The sequence below is a fragment of the Sphingomonas kyeonggiensis genome, assembly GCF_014196745.1.
Classification (GTDB): Bacteria; Pseudomonadota; Alphaproteobacteria; order Sphingomonadales; family Sphingomonadaceae; genus Sphingomonas; species Sphingomonas kyeonggiensis.
In genome coordinates, this window is sequence record NZ_JACIEH010000005.1 from 205,594 (window position 1) to 220,559 (window position 14,966).

13 protein-coding genes are annotated in these 14,966 nt (G+C 68.2%); 2 read left to right on the top strand and 11 right to left on the bottom strand.

Features of this window, described 5'->3' with window-relative positions:
* Positions 1 to 53 precede the first annotated feature (53 nt).
* Positions 54 to 707 carry a TetR family transcriptional regulator gene (locus GGR46_RS23835; protein ID WP_184000574.1) on the top strand — a complete coding sequence of 218 codons (654 nt, stop codon included), beginning with the start codon at positions 54 to 56 and terminating at the stop codon, positions 705 to 707.
* Here GGR46_RS23835 and GGR46_RS23840 read toward each other — a convergent pair whose 3' ends face one another.
* The 6 genes from GGR46_RS23840 to GGR46_RS23865 all read right to left on the bottom strand — a co-directional run bounded on the left by GGR46_RS23840 (position 708) and on the right by GGR46_RS23865 (position 7,197).
* Positions 708 to 1,136 (bottom strand): hypothetical protein, encoded by a 429-nt coding sequence (locus GGR46_RS23840; RefSeq protein ID WP_184000575.1) that lies wholly within the window; start codon positions 1,134 to 1,136, stop codon positions 708 to 710.
* Between the two features lie 72 nt (positions 1,137 to 1,208).
* Positions 1,209 to 2,180 carry a poly(ethylene terephthalate) hydrolase family protein gene (locus tag GGR46_RS23845; RefSeq protein WP_184000576.1) on the bottom strand — a complete coding sequence of 324 codons (972 nt, stop codon included), beginning with the start codon at positions 2,178 to 2,180 and terminating at the stop codon, positions 1,209 to 1,211.
* A gap of 276 nt (positions 2,181 to 2,456) precedes the next feature.
* Positions 2,457 to 3,593: an acyltransferase family protein gene (locus GGR46_RS23850; RefSeq protein ID WP_184000577.1), complete on the bottom strand. Its 1,137-nt coding sequence runs from the start codon at positions 3,591 to 3,593 to the stop codon at positions 2,457 to 2,459.
* Between the two features lie 94 nt (positions 3,594 to 3,687).
* Positions 3,688 to 4,404: a GDSL-type esterase/lipase family protein gene (locus tag GGR46_RS23855; RefSeq protein WP_184000578.1), complete on the bottom strand. Its 717-nt coding sequence runs from the start codon at positions 4,402 to 4,404 to the stop codon at positions 3,688 to 3,690.
* Between the two features lie 91 nt (positions 4,405 to 4,495).
* Positions 4,496 to 5,653 (bottom strand): DUF1501 domain-containing protein, encoded by a 1,158-nt coding sequence (locus GGR46_RS23860; protein ID WP_184000579.1) that lies wholly within the window; start codon positions 5,651 to 5,653, stop codon positions 4,496 to 4,498.
* A 5-nt stretch (positions 5,654 to 5,658) separates the two neighbouring features.
* The gene (locus tag GGR46_RS23865; RefSeq protein WP_184000580.1) at positions 5,659 to 7,197 is read right to left on the bottom strand and encodes a DUF1800 domain-containing protein; all 1,539 of its coding nucleotides are present in this window, start codon (positions 7,195 to 7,197) and stop codon (positions 5,659 to 5,661) included.
* A 203-nt stretch (positions 7,198 to 7,400) separates the two neighbouring features.
* On the opposite strand from GGR46_RS23865, the gene GGR46_RS23870 reads away from it, so the two are divergent.
* The gene (locus tag GGR46_RS23870; RefSeq protein WP_184000581.1) at positions 7,401 to 7,670 is read left to right on the top strand and encodes a hypothetical protein; all 270 of its coding nucleotides are present in this window, start codon (positions 7,401 to 7,403) and stop codon (positions 7,668 to 7,670) included.
* 61 nt (positions 7,671 to 7,731) lie between these two features.
* Here the strand turns inward: GGR46_RS23870 and GGR46_RS23875 are convergent, their stop codons facing one another.
* The 5 genes from GGR46_RS23875 to GGR46_RS23895 all read right to left on the bottom strand — a co-directional run bounded on the left by GGR46_RS23875 (position 7,732) and on the right by GGR46_RS23895 (position 14,944).
* Positions 7,732 to 8,898 (bottom strand): deoxyguanosinetriphosphate triphosphohydrolase, encoded by a 1,167-nt coding sequence (locus GGR46_RS23875; RefSeq protein WP_184000582.1) that lies wholly within the window; start codon positions 8,896 to 8,898, stop codon positions 7,732 to 7,734.
* A 223-nt stretch (positions 8,899 to 9,121) separates the two neighbouring features.
* Positions 9,122 to 11,023: an SPOR domain-containing protein gene (locus tag GGR46_RS23880; RefSeq protein WP_184000583.1), complete on the bottom strand. Its 1,902-nt coding sequence runs from the start codon at positions 11,021 to 11,023 to the stop codon at positions 9,122 to 9,124.
* A gap of 90 nt (positions 11,024 to 11,113) precedes the next feature.
* Complete coding sequence (ftsZ, locus tag GGR46_RS23885; protein ID WP_184000584.1) at positions 11,114 to 12,646, bottom strand: cell division protein FtsZ; 1,533 nt, start codon at positions 12,644 to 12,646, stop codon at positions 11,114 to 11,116.
* A gap of 114 nt (positions 12,647 to 12,760) precedes the next feature.
* Complete coding sequence (gene ftsA / locus GGR46_RS23890) at positions 12,761 to 14,020, bottom strand: cell division protein FtsA (protein WP_184000585.1); 1,260 nt, start codon at positions 14,018 to 14,020, stop codon at positions 12,761 to 12,763.
* Positions 14,021 to 14,101: 81 nt separating this feature from the next.
* On the bottom strand, positions 14,102 to 14,944 hold the full coding sequence (locus GGR46_RS23895) for a cell division protein FtsQ/DivIB (protein ID WP_343058341.1): 843 nt from the start codon (positions 14,942 to 14,944) through the stop codon (positions 14,102 to 14,104).
* Positions 14,945 to 14,966 lie beyond the last annotated feature (22 nt).

Sequence of the window (14,966 nt, forward strand, 5' to 3'; positions counted from 1 at the left end):
CCGCCAAATGGATCGAGGCGGCGGCTCCCGTCACCGGAAATGGTTGGAAGAACGTGGCGGCAACAGCCCCGAGCAGGAAGCGGCGGACACAGGCGGAGCGCACTGCGGAAACGCGGGAAGCGCTGCTCGATGCCACGATCCGGCTGCTCTATCGCAACGGCTATAGCGGCACCTCGACCGAAGCGATCGCCGAGGAAGCCGGCGTTAGCCGCGGGGCGCTGCACCATCATTTCGGCACGCGCGCGCAGTTGATGGCCGACGTCATCGGCACGGTCTATGACCGCGAACGGCTCGCCTATGAAGAGATCGCGACGGAGACCGGGCGCGGCACGCATCTTTCCGACTGGCCGGAAATGCTGTGGGAAGTGCTGAGCCGCCCCTCCGGCCTGGCGGTGCTCGAAATCCTCCAGGCATCGCGCAGCGACACCGAGCTGGCTACGCTGGTCACGCCGATGCAGGTCAGGGTCGAGCAGATGTCGCTCGAAGCGATCAAGCAGCAGTTCGGCAGCGGCGACGACGCCGGCCTGCTCGCGGGCATCCGCCTGTTCGTCTGGGCGGCGCGCGGCCTGTCCATCGCGCAGGTGCTGGCACCCGATCCCGAGGAGATGCGCCGCTCGATCGATTTCCTCAAGCTGCTGATCGACGGCGCGATCCGTGCCGGCGCGATCGATTCCCGGGGACGGCCGCCCCTTCCTTCGGGCAACTGATCAGGGGACGGGCTGCCCTTCCCTGCAGACCGCGGCAATGGTGCCGAAATCCGGCGAGCCATCATCGGTCGCGAGCATCTTGAGATGCCCGAGCCAGACGAAGCGCCGGAATACCGGATCGCGAGCGGTCCGCTTCTCGCCGCAGGCGATCTGCGGCGCATCGCGGCGGGTGACGACGTCCCGGAGTTCGGCGCGGGGATCGCCGATCGAGGCGAGGATCGCGGTTTCCACGGCCGAATGCTGCGGCGGTACCGAGGCAGAGGGCTCGGGCACTGGCGCCGGGGCGGACGATGCGGCCGATGCAGCGGGGCGGATGATGACAGTGCCGGCCTCCGGAACCTGGGGCGCACTTCGCGGCCAGACGATCAGCGCCGCAATCGCGGCCGCGGCGACGCCAAACATCAATAGAACTATACGACGTACCGGCATGCCCCTCTCCTGCACCGACCGACCCGAAAAATCGGTCGCGCGCCGCCCGGACAGCGGCGCGCGACCAGTTGCTCACGGGATATTGGAGACCCGGCCCTGCCAGGCGGTCGCGGTGAAAAACTCGCCGGTGCCGTTCTTGAATGCGGCCCCCGCGGTCGCATCGCCCTTGAGCTGCCAGGCCAGCCAGGCAGTCGGAAAGCCCAGATAGCCGTACACGCCGTTGGCGCAGGCCTTGAGGAAACCGAGCAGGCCGCATCCCGGCGTTCCGGTGACGTCGTTGTGATTGGCGCCCTTCAGCAGCCCCTTGGCCTTCAGCATCCCCGCAGGCGTGGCGTTGTAATAGGCAGTCTGCGAATTGAGCTGGGTGCCGCCGCTCTGGGTATCCGGTGCGATCAGGCTGTCCGCGGTGCCGCTGACATAGAAGATCGAGCCGGAACCACCGGTCAGCGTGGGCGTGAGCAGGCAATTGTCCGCCGGGTTGCACCAATTCTGGTTCGGCAGCTCGAACGTCACCGTGGTCTTGATCACGCCGCCCGAATGGAACATCGCATTGGCGGCGCCGGACGCCCCCTGCGAATGCCCCGCCGCGCCGACATGCGCGAAATCGATGCGTTGATAGAAGGGGCTGGCCGGATTGATGTCCTGCGCCTGCATATAGGCAAGCGAATCCAGCGCGGTGTTGCCATAGCCCGTCTGCTGGTCCCGCGTCGCCACGACGACGAAGCCCCAGCTGGCGAGATGCTTGAGCCAGATGGTGTAATTATCCGGCGTGGAGGCGGTGCCGTTCGCCCAGACCACCAGCGGCAGGCGCGTGGTCGAGGAGGCGATGTTGGCCGGATAGAAGACGTCGCACTGATTGCCCTTGGAATCACAGGCGGCAGTGGACCGCGTCGTAGTCGTCGCGAACGGACCATTGGCATAATATTGCGTCTCGACCGGTCCGGTCGGGGCATTGGGAACGGACTGGGCGGCTGCCGGCTGGGCGACGGCCAATGCGGTGGCGGAAACCAGCGTGGTGCATATCGCTCGGGATAGTCTCTTCATCTGCCTCTCCTTGCGCTCTTGTCGTTTTTCTCCCTCGAACCGTGTCGACGACGCTCCATCGGATCGCATGGCGCGGACCGAAGCGGTTCGGCCGGCGGAGTGGCGAAGGGGAAGCCAGGCCTGTCTTGATGCGCGCCGGCCGCACCTGGGCAATCGACGCGTGCACTCCTCCCCCATCCCCGGTCTCCGCCGGTGCCTGCAGCCTATGCCTGCCATAACTTACAATCAAGATTGTATGTAAATAACAGACAAGCCGCCAACCGACCCGGCGAAATGCTATTCCGCCGCGACGGGGCGAGGCTTGGCCGGGTTGATGCCGTTGAGCAGCATCGCCGCGAAAGCGGAGCGCTGGACGAACTCGCGATGCACCAGATAGGACAGCCAGCCCGACAGCCCGACCACCAGCGCATAGGCGAGGTAGGGATCGAGCCGCAGCGGATCGATCATCAGATCGAGCAGCAGGATGATCGGGAAGTGCACCATGTAGATGGTGAAGGAGGCATCGGCGATCCGACGGAACAGCGGCGGCGTCTCGCGCATCGCCAGTGCCGAGCGCAGGATCAGCACGGTCACCGCGGGCGGGCAAAGGCAGGCGGTGACGATGTTGAGGAGGCTCGACGGCCGGTCGTAGAGCCCTGCTCCTCCCCCTGGCAGCAACCGCGACGCCAGGCATATGCCGAAGACGAGCGCCAGTACCGTGAAGGCAGGGCCGGTGCGCTCGATCACGCGATGGAACAGCACCGGCGACCCGGCGAGCAGCACGCCGAACGCATAGAGGGGCGCATAGGCCACCACCTGGTGCGCCGCCCATATCGGTTCGGCGAGCGGTCCCGCCTCCGCGGCTATCTGGCCGAGCAGGAGCACCCCGGCCGTGGCCGTCGCCCCCATGGCGAGGAGGATCAGGGTCACCGAAGGCCGATGCACTTCCATCCATCGATCGATTCCGGCGAAGAGCCCGTGCATCTGGTCCATGCGATAGAGCCAGAAGGTGAGCGGCGCGAAGGCAAGCAGATCGACCAGGAACCAGAAATGCCACCAGCCGAATTCCGGCAGGCCGGGCAGCGCGACGCCCAGTCGGTGCCAGCAGGAAAGCGCGCTCATCAGCGGTGCGAGGACGCACAGGCCGAAGAGCATCGGTACGCCGATCTGGAAGCTGCGCCGGGCCAGCCAGGCCTCCGGCCCGCGCTTGCGCAGCGCCAGCAGGCTGAGCAGGCCAGCCACCGCGAAGAAAGTCCCCATGCGGAAATTGGAGGATGTCTTCTCGATGAGGACGAAGAGCGGCCGATCGACGTTCTGCACCGTGGTGGCGTGCAGGAAGATCCCCGCCAGCATCAGCAGCGCGCGCCAGTTATCCAGCCCAGCTATCCGCTCGCGGTGCAATCCCGTCCCCCACATGACCACTAGTGCAGCCACTGGAGAGGAATTTAGGATATATTACTTAATCGCCCGTTCCTTGTTTGAGCGAAACGAACTCAATTTCAGCGTAACCTTATTTTCCCCGAAGAGGTCAAGTACGGCCCTGCAATGCCTCGGGATGGCAGCGCTGCAGCACGTTCTTCGGCATTTCCTCGTCCAGCGCCTCGTGCACGGCGACTTTCCAGCGACGATAGCCTTCATCGTTCAGATGCAGGCCGTCCTCCGTATAGAAGGGCCCCGGCCGCCCCTGCTCGAGCAGCGACGGCACGATATCGATATAGCTTATGTCGGGACGCTTATCGGCGATCGCCCTGGCGACGGCGTTGTACCGCTCCTGCTGCGCCAGACGATCCCAGCGGGTCGGGCTGGGCTTGAGCGAGATGATGAAGACCGGCGTGTTGCCGAACAACCGCGACTTGATCGCCAGGAACTCGCGCAGGTCGGCAACCGCCTGATCGACCGTATGCCCGAAGGCGATGTCGTTCTCCCCGGCATAATAGACGATCGCCTGGGGCGGTTTCTTGGCCTGGTCATGCGCGATGTGGAGGTTGATCTCCTGCATGGTCGCGCCGCCAATGCCGCGATTCTGGGCGATCCAGGGGCGCAGGTCCGCCTCGAGCGAGGACCAGCGGCTCATCGTCGAGCTGCCGACGAACCAGAGCACGCAGGCGCCCTCCCGCTCCGACGCACCGGGCAGAGGCTGGCGCGCCATGACCCATTGCCAGCCGCCGAAGATCGTCGTGAACACCGTGAGCGCGAGCGCACACTTGCCCAGGGTGGCAAGTGCGATCTTCAGGGCAGTCGGCAATCGTGGAGACGGCGGCACTTTCAGTCCTCAACCCGCGATCCGCGCAGCATAGCGCCCGAAGGTTAAGGGTGGGTTGGCGGGTGCGAGCGGCTCAGGTCCGCACGAGATCCTGGAGCGGCCTGGCCAGCGGCACCTCCGGGAAGAGCTTGCGCGCCGCGGTCTGCGGCATCAGCCCGAAATGCGCCGACAGGGTGGAGCCGATCACCGTATCCAGGCCCAGCGTGGGCTTGAGATCGCGATTCTCGTAGAGCGCGGCATCGGCCAGGCCCGGCCAGTCGGCGAGCACCCTGCCCCCGTTGACCGCGCCCCCCATCAGCATCGCGACCGAGCCGGTGCCGTGATCGGTCCCCTGCGTGCCGTTCACCTTCACGGTGCGGCCGAACTCGGTGGCGACCAGCACCACCGTGTCGTTCCACAGCGGCCCCAGCCCCTTCTGCAGCGCGCCGACCATCTGGTCGAGGCCGTTGAGCTGCCCGGCGAGGCGCCCCTTCTGCCCGGCATGCGTGTCCCAGCCACCGGTCTCGATCATCGCGATGCGCGAGCCATTCTCGGCCGCCAGCATCTTGGCGGCGAGATCGCCGGTGGCAGCGGCATTCCTGCCATTGTCCGAGGCGAGATCGCTGGTGAGCATCCGGGTGGCGGTCGCCTGCTCCCAGATGCCGTGGAGCTGGGTGTCGCCCTGATACATCTGGCTGACGCGCATCATCAGGTCGTCCGAGGCATCGGGCAGCCCCGAAGGCGCATAGCTTGCCACCTCCACCGCCCCGCGCAGCGCCATCGGCACGGTCGCGGCGAGTGCGATCGCCTTGTCGTCGGCGGGCAGCAAGGTGAGCAGCCGGTTCAGCCAGCCATCCTTGAGCTGATAGGCCGAGGTACCCCCCGTCTCGAGCACATTCTGTCCGTCGAAATGCGAGCGGTCGCGATAGGGCGAGGCGACGGCATGGAGGAACAGCGCCTGCTTCGAACCATAGAGGCCGAGGATGTTCTTCATCGCCGGATGCAGCGCGAACATGTCGTTGAGCTTCGGCGCGGCAGCGAAGTCCTCGGCCAATGCCCCGCGCTGGCCGGCATAAGCGGGGTCGCCCACCGGCGCGACGGTGTGCAGGCCGTCGGCCGCGCCGCGCTGGATGATGAAGACGAAGCGGCGGTTGGTCGCGGCCCGGGCAAAGGCCATGCGCGCGCCAAAGCTGGTAGCGAGCATGGCCGAGGCGCCCAGCGCGACGAAATTGCGACGGGAAAGAGCGGTCATCGGGCTTACCTCCGCAGGAATTCAGGCGAGACGAGCATCAGGGCGAGGCCCTGGCCCGGGCTTTCGGCGCGGGCAATCGACTGGGTGGTGCTGGCGCTGAGCGCCTCGGGGAAGAGCTCGGCGGCACGCTGCCGGGCGTCGATCAGGTTCTTCGTGCGCTGCGCCATCCGCTCGGCCGCCTCGACCCGGCGCATCACCGCGTCGGGCCCGGCCCAGGCGCCGGCGACATCGTCCCAGCCCGCCGGCGACCCCGGCTTCCACACCGGCTGGCCGAGCTGGCCCATCAGGCCGTTGACCGCATTCGGCTGCACCTGCTGCGTGCCCAGCGCGCGCATCGCCGAGATCGACCATTCCCAGGGCGACTTGAACTTGGCCGGTTTGGGTGCCCAGCATTCGGGCGAGGCGATCAGCGCGCGATAGACGGTGGGCAGGTCCCCCTTCGACGAGAGAAAGGCCTTTTCCAGCCGCGCGACCAAGGGCGCCGGGGGATCGTCGCTCGCGAAATGGCGGGCGAGCTTGGTGGCGATGTGCTTCGCCGTGGCGGGATGCGTGGCGAGATGGTCGAGCACCGCGGCGGCCTGGGCCTCGCCCTCCCCGCTCCACTGCTTGCCCAGGATGGTGCGCGTGCCCGGTTCGTGCAGGCGATCGGCGAAGACGAAGCTGCCGGGCTCGCCGCCCAGGTCGCCGGACCCGCGCGCACGGCCGATCCCGGCGACGGTGAAACCGGTCATCGCCCGGGCGAATTCGGTGACGTCGGCCTGGGTGTAGACGCTGCGCACGCCGAGCGTGTGGAGCTCCATGATCTCACGCGCGAGATTCTCGTTGAGCCCGCCGCGCTTGCCCCGCTGGCGCTGCGCGGCCGGGCTGTTCGGGCCGATCGACACCGCCTGGTCGAGATAGAGCAGCATCGCCGGATGGCGCTCGACCGCGTTCAGCATGTCGCCGAACTTGCCCATCACATGCGGGCGGATCGCCTCGAACTCCATCGTGCCCGAAAGCCCGACCAGTTCGAGCTTGTCGGCCGAGACGGCGAAATGGTTCGCCCAGAAATGGACGAGCCGCTCGGCAAAGGGCGTGGGCGAGGTGATCGCCGTCAGGGCTCGGGCCGAGACCATGCTGACATAGGCCTGTTGCTGCTGGCGCCGCGCCTCGCGCCGGGCGACCATCGCCGCATCCTCGCCCTGGTAGAGCGGCTTGGCGGCCGGCTGCATGCCGGGGTGCATTGCCGGGGCCGATTGCATCGCCTGCATGTCCTGCATCGCCGCGCCCTCGGCCATGGCCGGCTGCGCGGGGGCGGGCCGGGCCGGCGCCGCGGCGCGCGTCCTGGGCTTGGGATTGTCGAGGCGGAGCAGGCGCTGGCGCTCGTAGAAATCGGCGAGTTCGCTTGCGATCTGGGTACTCGGCACTTGCGCGGCGATCGCCTGGGGCCGCGGCTCGAAAGCCGCGATCTGGCCGGCTAGCCATTTTCGGGGGTCGCTCCCCGCATCCTCACCCGGCCTGGCGCCGAGACCGAAGCGATTGAGCGCGATACTGGCGTCCGACATCCGACTCTCCTGGCCCGTTTGTGACGGAATACGCGCAGAGTGTCGCAGAAGTTTGCCAGGCTGACACATATCCGCTTGCGTTTTCTGCAACCGTTCCGCCCGGCCTTTGCGATTGCCGCTTTTGCTGCGTCGCAACATTATGGGCGCAAGAACAGAACAAATTGGATGCCGATCTGGCTCTTGAACCATCAAGGAGAAAGATCGTGTCGAAGTTTCTTTTCGCGGCTGCCGCCGCTGCGCTGACCGTTGCCGCCCCCGCTTTCGCTGCCGACCGCAGCTTCACGCAGGACGGCGTAACCTATACCTATTCGGCGATCACCAAGGGCGATCAGCAGATCCTCGAAGGCACCGCCGATGACGGCGCCAAGTTCCGTCTCGCCGTGAAGAACGGCTGGGTCGATGGCTATGTGAACAACACTCGCGTGTCGTTCCGTGCGCCCAAGGCGAAGTCGGCCGTGGTGGCCGCGCGCTAAGCCGCACTCCCGCAAGGGTTTCAGGAAGGCCGGGGCCGCATGGCTCCGGCCTTTCTTGCGTTCAGAAGCCCTCGGGCAGCTCGATCGTGCCGACCAGTTCCTTGTAGCGGGCGATGGCGTAGCGATCGGTCATGCCGGCGATGAAGTCGGCGATATGGCGGCTGCGCGCCGGCTCGGCCTCTGGCAGCGCCTCGGTCCATTGCGCAGGCATCAGCGCGGGATCGGCGCGATAGGCGGCGAACAGCCCCGCCACCACCTTGTGCGCCGCATCGGCGGCGGCGAGCTGGCTCGGATGGTGGTAGAGATTGGCGTACATGAAGCGCTTGAGGCCCCGCTCGGCCTCGCGCATCCCGTCCGAGAAATGCGCGAGCACCTGGCCCGCCGCACGAACGTCCGCCACCGTCTCGACACCGCTCTCGGCAATGCGCTTGCCGGTCGCGTCGATCAGGTCGTTGACCATCGCGCCGATCTGGGCGCGGATCAGCTCGCTGATCAGCCGGCGGCGCTCGCAACCGGGGAACTTCGCCTCCACCTGGCGCCAGCCATCGGCGACCATCGGCAGCTCGAACAGCTGGTCGAGCTGGAGCAGCCCGGCGCGCAGGCCGTCGTCGATGTCGTGATTGTCATAGGCGATGTCGTCGGCGATCGCGGCGACCTGCGCCTCGAGCGAGGCCCAGCTCTCCAGCTCCAGCGGGAAGGCAGCATCCGCCTCGGCCAGCGCCCATTCGGGATGGGTGATCGGGCCATTGTGCTTGGCGAGACCTTCGAGCGTATCCCAGGTCAGGTTGAGCCCGTCCCAGGCCGGATAGGGCCGCTCGATCGTGGTGAGGGTACGCAGCGTGTTGCCGTTGTGATCGAACCCACCCTGTCCGGCCAGCGCCTCGCCCAGCGCCTTCTCGCCGGCATGGCCGAAGGGCGGATGGCCGATGTCGTGCGCGAGGCAGAGCGCTTCGGTCAGGTCCTCGTTGAGCCCCAGGGTGCGCGCGATGGCGCGGCCGATCTGGGCGACCTCCAGGCTGTGGGTGAGCCGCACGCGGAAATGGTCGCCATCGGGCGCCATGAACACCTGGGTCTTGTGGCGCAGGCGGCGGAAGCTGATCGAGTGGATGATCCGGTCGCGGTCGCGCTGAAAGGCGTCGCGCGGGCCGCGGGCGGTACCGCCGGGCTCGGGATGGAGACGGCCGCGGCTGGCTTCCGGCGTGGAGGCCCAAGGGGAAATCGCTTTCACCGGGACGCCCTATCGCGGGATGACGGGAATGTCGAAGCCGAACTAATTCCTCCCCCAGCTTGTCTCGGGGAGGGGGACCATTTGCGATAGCAAATGGTGGAGGGGCCGGCGCGGAACGCGGCGGTGAACCCTGGTCGAACGGCGTTCGCGCCTTTGGCGCGCCCCTCCACCACTCGCTACGCGAGCGGTCCCCCTCCCCGAGACAAGCTGGGGGAGGAATTGATCAGGGAGCCAGCTTCGTCACCTTCTGCCCCGCTTCGCTGGTAAAGACGAAGCCGGAGACGCCCGCCTTGCCCAGCGCGTTGACGAAGGCCTGGGCCTCGGCACTGGTCTTGAACGGGCCGGTGAGCACGCGGTTGGTGGCGCGCAGCGGCGTCGTCCAGGCAGCCCTGCCCTTCAGCTGCGCCGATGCCTTGGCGACCACCGCCTTCCACGCCTTGGCGAGCGAATCCTCATTGGCGCCGCCCGCCACCTGAACCCAGATGCGGCTTGGATCGGCCTTGGCCGGATCGGGCTTCTTGGGTTCGGGCTTCTTGGCGCCCTTGGGATCGGGCTTGCCCTTCCTGGCGTCCTCGGCCGTCGGCTTGGCCTTGGGGTCGGGCTTGGCCTTGGGATCAGGCTTCTTCGGATCGACCTTGGCCGCGACCGGCTCGGGCTTGGGCTTGGCGACGACCGGTTCGGGCTTCGGCTTGGGCGGTGCGACCGGCTTGGCCTCGGCGACGCGTACCGGCTCCGGGACCGGCGCAGGTTCAACGACCGGCTCGGTCGGCGTCGCGGTGACGGTGGCGAGTTCCTCGGCGGGAATGGTGATCCCGCCGACGATCGAGGCGAGGACCGAGTCCTCCTGGCCAACCTTGGCCGGTCCGGGCGGCGCCGGCTCGGGGCGCGGCGCCGGGCGCACCGGCTGGACCACCGGCTGCGCGGCGGCAAGGGTGACCGGCGCAGGCGACGGCGCGGTGCGGACGGGCGGCGCCTCGGCGGCGCGCACCGGCGCCGGCGTCGAGGCCGGGCGTACCGGCGCAGGCGTCGGGCGGACAGGCGTGGCGGCCGGGCGCTCGGTAACCTCGCTCGGCTCCTCCTCGCGCTTCGGCGCCGGCAGGGGCTGCACGATCGGCGTGGGCGGGGCCACGAAGCGCGGCGGCGGCGGGAGGTTCTCGTCGGGCGCCGGCTGCGGCGCGGGCGCCACCGGCTGGCGCACGACGGTGACCGCCGCGAGCTTCTGGTCCCGCTCGCGATCCCTGCGGGAACGGCGGTCCCGGTCCTTGGGCTCCGGTGCGGGCGCGGCGACCGGCGGCGCGGCGGCAAGTTCGACCGGGCGCGGAGCCGGCACATAGCGCGGCAGCTGCGGCGCCAGACGCGCATCGGCCAGCCGGGCCTGGGTCGGCGAAAGCTCGCCGAAATGCACCGCGAAGGCACGATCGGCCGGCGCCAGCCCGGCAAGGCGGCGGAAGAAGGGCGAGAGCGACTGGCCCATCGATCCCGGCATCATGCTGGAGGCGATCTTCTCCGCGCCCGCCGTGTCGCCGTTCATCGCCAGGATGAAGGCGCGCGCACGCCAGGCTGCACGATCGCTACGGCGGAGCAGCGGGTCGAGCGCGCGCATCGCCTCCTCCTTGTCGCCGGTGATGCCGAGCGACAGGGCATAGCGACGCTGCGTCTCGGCATCGTCGCGGTCGTTGGAAAGCGCGAGCTTGTAATCGCGCTGGGCAAGCCCAGGCTGGCCGAGCAGATCGTACGCAAAGCCGCGATCGGCAGCATATTCGCGCGGATTGAGCCCGCGCGCCTCGGCGGACTGGAACAGCTGCAGCGCCTCGCCCGGCCGCTCGAGCCGGACCAGCACCATCGCCCGGCCGGCGGCAACCCGCGGGTCGGCCGGCGCGATCACCTCGGCACGCTGGAAGAAAGCCAGAGCGGCGGAGGTATCCCCCAGCCGCGCGCTGGTCATGCCCGCGTCGAGCAGGGTCCGCAGGTCACGCGGATCGCTGGCGAGCATGCGAATGTCGTTGGCCAGCCGGTCCGCGTCGGGATTGGGCTGGGCGACCACCTCGGTCTGGGCGAAGGCAGGCGCCACCTGGGCAGTCGCCAGAGCGAGCACCGCAGCACCGATAAAGCGTATCCGGTTCATGTTCCCACCAGCCTGCGCCTGTTTGCGCTGAACCGCCAATGACTGCGCTGGCCGGGCTCGCCGAAGCGGGCCCGGCCGGCGACGAATGGCTTACTGGTTGTTCTGGCTGCGCAGGAAGCGCGGAATGTCGAGCGGATCCTTGTCCGCATCGTCATCCGACTTGGAAGCGCCGCGCGAGGCCATGGCCATGCGCTCGAACAAGGTGCCGCCGCTCTTCTTGGCCGGCTTCTCGGCCGGGATCGAAGGTGCGGCTTCCTCTTCGTCGCCACCGGTCAGCCAGCGACGGCGCGTGGTCGGCGCGGGCGCCGGCTCGTCGATCGGCGCGACGGGCGCTTCGGGAACCAGGCTGTCGGCACCGAGGACCAGCTCGTCCTCGTCCTTGCCGTCATCGACCCAGTTCGACTGGACCGGCGCGGCGGGCTGCGGCTCGGGCTCATAGGCTTCGGGAACCGGCGGCGAGAGCGGCGCGGGCGCCTCGGCCACGGGCTCATAGGCCTCGGGGACCGGCGGCGTCAGCGGCGCTTCCTCGGCGACCGGAGCGGCTTCCGGCTCCGACGCTGCAACCGGGACCGGATCGGCCGCCGTGGTGCGGCGCGGGGTGGAGAAGGAGAAGACGCGCGGCTGCTCGGCAGCACGCGGCGCGGCGACGGCCTGGGCGTCGGCATCGATGCCGGTCGCGACGACCGAGACGCGGATCTTGCCTTCGAGCTCCGGATTGAAGGCCGAACCCCAGATGATGTTCGCGTCCGGATCGACCAGCTCGCGGATATGGTTGGCGGCCTCGTCGACCTCGAGCAGGCGCATGTCCTCGCCGCCGGTGATCGAGACGATCACGCCCTTGGCGCCGTTCATCGACACACCGTCGAGCAGCGGGTTGGCGATCGCCTTCTGCGCGGCGATGAGCGCGCGGTCGTCGCCCTCGGCCTCGCCGGTGCCCATCATCGCCTTGCCCATCTCCTGCATCACCGAGCGGACGTCGGCGAAGTCGAGGTTGATGAGGCCCGGCATGACCATCAGGTCGGTGATGCCGCGCACGCCCTGCTGCAGCACCTCGTCCGCCATTTCGAACGCTTCCTTGAAGGTCGTGTTCGCGTTGGCGATGAGGAACAGGTTCTGGTTCGGAATGACGATGAGGGTATCGACGTACTTCTGCAGTTCGTTGATGCCCGCCTCGGCCGAAGCCGCACGGCGCTTGCCCTCGAAGGCGAACGGCCGGGTGACCACACCGACCGTAAGGATGCCCATGTCGCGGGCCGTCTTGGCGATGACCGGAGCGGCGCCGGTGCCGGTGCCGCCGCCCATGCCGGCGGCGATGAACACCATGTGGGCGCCCTCGAGCGCCTTCTGGACGCTATCGATCGTCTCTTCGGCGGCAGCGCGGCCGATCTCGGGCCGCGAGCCGGCGCCGAGGCCCTGGGTGATCTTGGCGCCGAGCTGGATCCGATGGCCCGCGCTCGACTGCTTGAGCGCCTGTGCGTCGGTGTTGGCGACGATGAAATCGACACCCTGCACGTCCGCGCGGATCATGTTCGCGATCGCGTTGCCGCCCGCGCCGCCCACACCGACAACGGTGATCTTCGGGGTCAGCTCGTCCACTTCGGGCGGAAGGAAATCGATACTCATCGCCTTGGTCTCCCTGCGTCCATTCAGCTGTCACGGACGCGTAATCTAGCCCCCGTTCTGCACGAACGCAGAGGGCGACTCTAGAGGGAACGCGAAGTTACCAACGCATTTCTTCTAATAATTAGCCCGGAACGCCGCGATTAGGCGCTGGATGAGCGCCCCCGGGCTCGCCCGGGTCACCATCTGGTGCGTCGGCTCCAGCGCGCGCAGGTCGATCGGGTTGGCCGCAGCGAAGCGCGCCAGACCCGCCAGCGTGGCGAAGGCCGGGCCGGCATGGGCTTCCGGAAGCGCCACCAGCCCCTTGGGCCGGCCGACACGCACCGCGCTGCCGAGGAACTGCTGCGCGTAATCCGCCACGCCCTTGAGCTCGGCGCCGCCGCCGGTGAGCACGATCTGGCGGCCTGCAGGGTCCTCGAAGCTAAGCTTCTTCAGCTCCTTCTGAATCTCTCCCATCAGCCGCTCCAGCCGCTTGCGGATGATCGCGTTGAGCTGCGCCTTGGTGATGCGCGGGCCTTCGCTGCCGTCATCGGGGATGGCGGGCACGACGTCGATCATCTCGTGATTGTCGCGCGGGCTCAGGTTGGCCGAGCCGTGGAAGCACTTGGTACGCTCCGCCCAGGCCCGCGCGGTGCCGAAGGACGAGGCGATGTCGTCGGTGATGTCGGCCGAGCCCATCGGGATCGAGGCGAGGCCCGAGAGCACGCCCTGCGAGAAGACCGATACGTTGGTCACGCCCGCGCCGATCTCGACCAGCGCGACGCCGAGCTCGCGCTCTTCGTCGGTGAGGCAGGCGAGGCCCGTCGCCACCGGGGCTGCGATGATCGAGCGGACCTCAAGATGCGCCGAGCGGACGCAGTGATCGAGGTTGCGCACCGGCGCGCCGTCGGTTGCGACGACATGGATGTCGACGCCAAGGCGCTCGGCATGCAGCCCGAGCGGGCGCTTCACCCCCGCGAGGCCGTCGACCGTGTAGCGGGTCGGCTGGGCGTGAAGGACCATCTTGCCCTGCGGATCGATCGCGGCACTGCCGGCACGGAGCAGCTCGTCCACGTCGTTCTGCTCGATGCGGTGGCCGCCGAGATCGGATTCGAGCCGCACTATGTCCGAGATCAGTCCGCCGGCCGAAAAGCTCACCCAGACGTCCTCGATATTCTGTCCGGCGATACGCTCGGCCTGTTCGACCGCTTCGCGGATCGCCAGCTCGGTCGCATGCATGTCGGCGACATAGCCGCGCTTGACGCCGCGGCTCTCGCGCTGGCCGGTGCCGAGCACCACCAGCGTGCCATCGTCGGACCGCTGCGCGATCAGCGCCGAGACCTTGGACGACCCCACGTCCAATGCCGTGATCAGCCCTTCCGGTGCTACCTTCGCCATCTGCCCCTCGTTCGAAAAACGCTTAATACTCAATTCACCATATGAATCAGGATTTTGCCCTGATTACAACTACGGTGTTACTCATAATCCGGTCGCAGCGGGCGCGCCGATCGCGGCGGGCCGGCGGACGACCAGATTGTCGGGGTCGCGCATGTCGAAACCCAGGTTGCCGCGCCCGAGCAGGCGGTAGGCCCCGTCCTTCTCGGCGAAGGTCTTGAGCGCGTCCTTTGCTTCCTTCTCGCCCTCGGGCAACTGGAGCTTCTCGCCGGTGTCGAAGATGATGTCCCAGCGCCGGTTGCCGACCCAGGTGGCGGCACGGACCAGCGGCTTGAGCGCCGGCGCGCTGTCCATCAGGTCGCGGTGCGCCGGCTCCTGCGAATTGGCGCCGTCGCCGATCAGCAGCGGCAGATCCGGCATCGCCTCGCGCGAGACCGGCTCCAGCGGCACGCCGGTCGGGTCGATCAGCATCAGCTGGCCATGGTTCTGCCAGATCGCCGCCGGCTCGCGCTCGACGATGTCGATCAGCAGCTTGTCGGGCAGCCGGCGCGAGACGCGGGCGTCCTTGATCCACGGATAGGCGAGCAGCTTGGCACGCACCTCGCCCAGATCGACCAGCGGCATGGCACGCGAATTCTGGTCGAGCACCTGCTGGTACACGGTCATGCGGTTCATCCGCTTGAGCCCGTTGATCTGGATCGTGTCGACGCGCAGCCCCGCCTCGCCCACTGCCTGGGCGGCGCCGGTGCCGATGATCTGCGGCACGCCGAACCAGGTCGCGACGGTCAGCAGGCCGATCGTGAACACGCCGACAATGCCCCAGGTCGCGATGCGGGTAAGCGTCGCCTGGCTGAACGGCAGCGCGGCGAGCGCCTGGTCCATCAGCCCGGGCTGCTTCTTGCGTACCGTCGGCTTGCGCTTCGGCACCGGCTTCCCCCCGCGTCGGGTC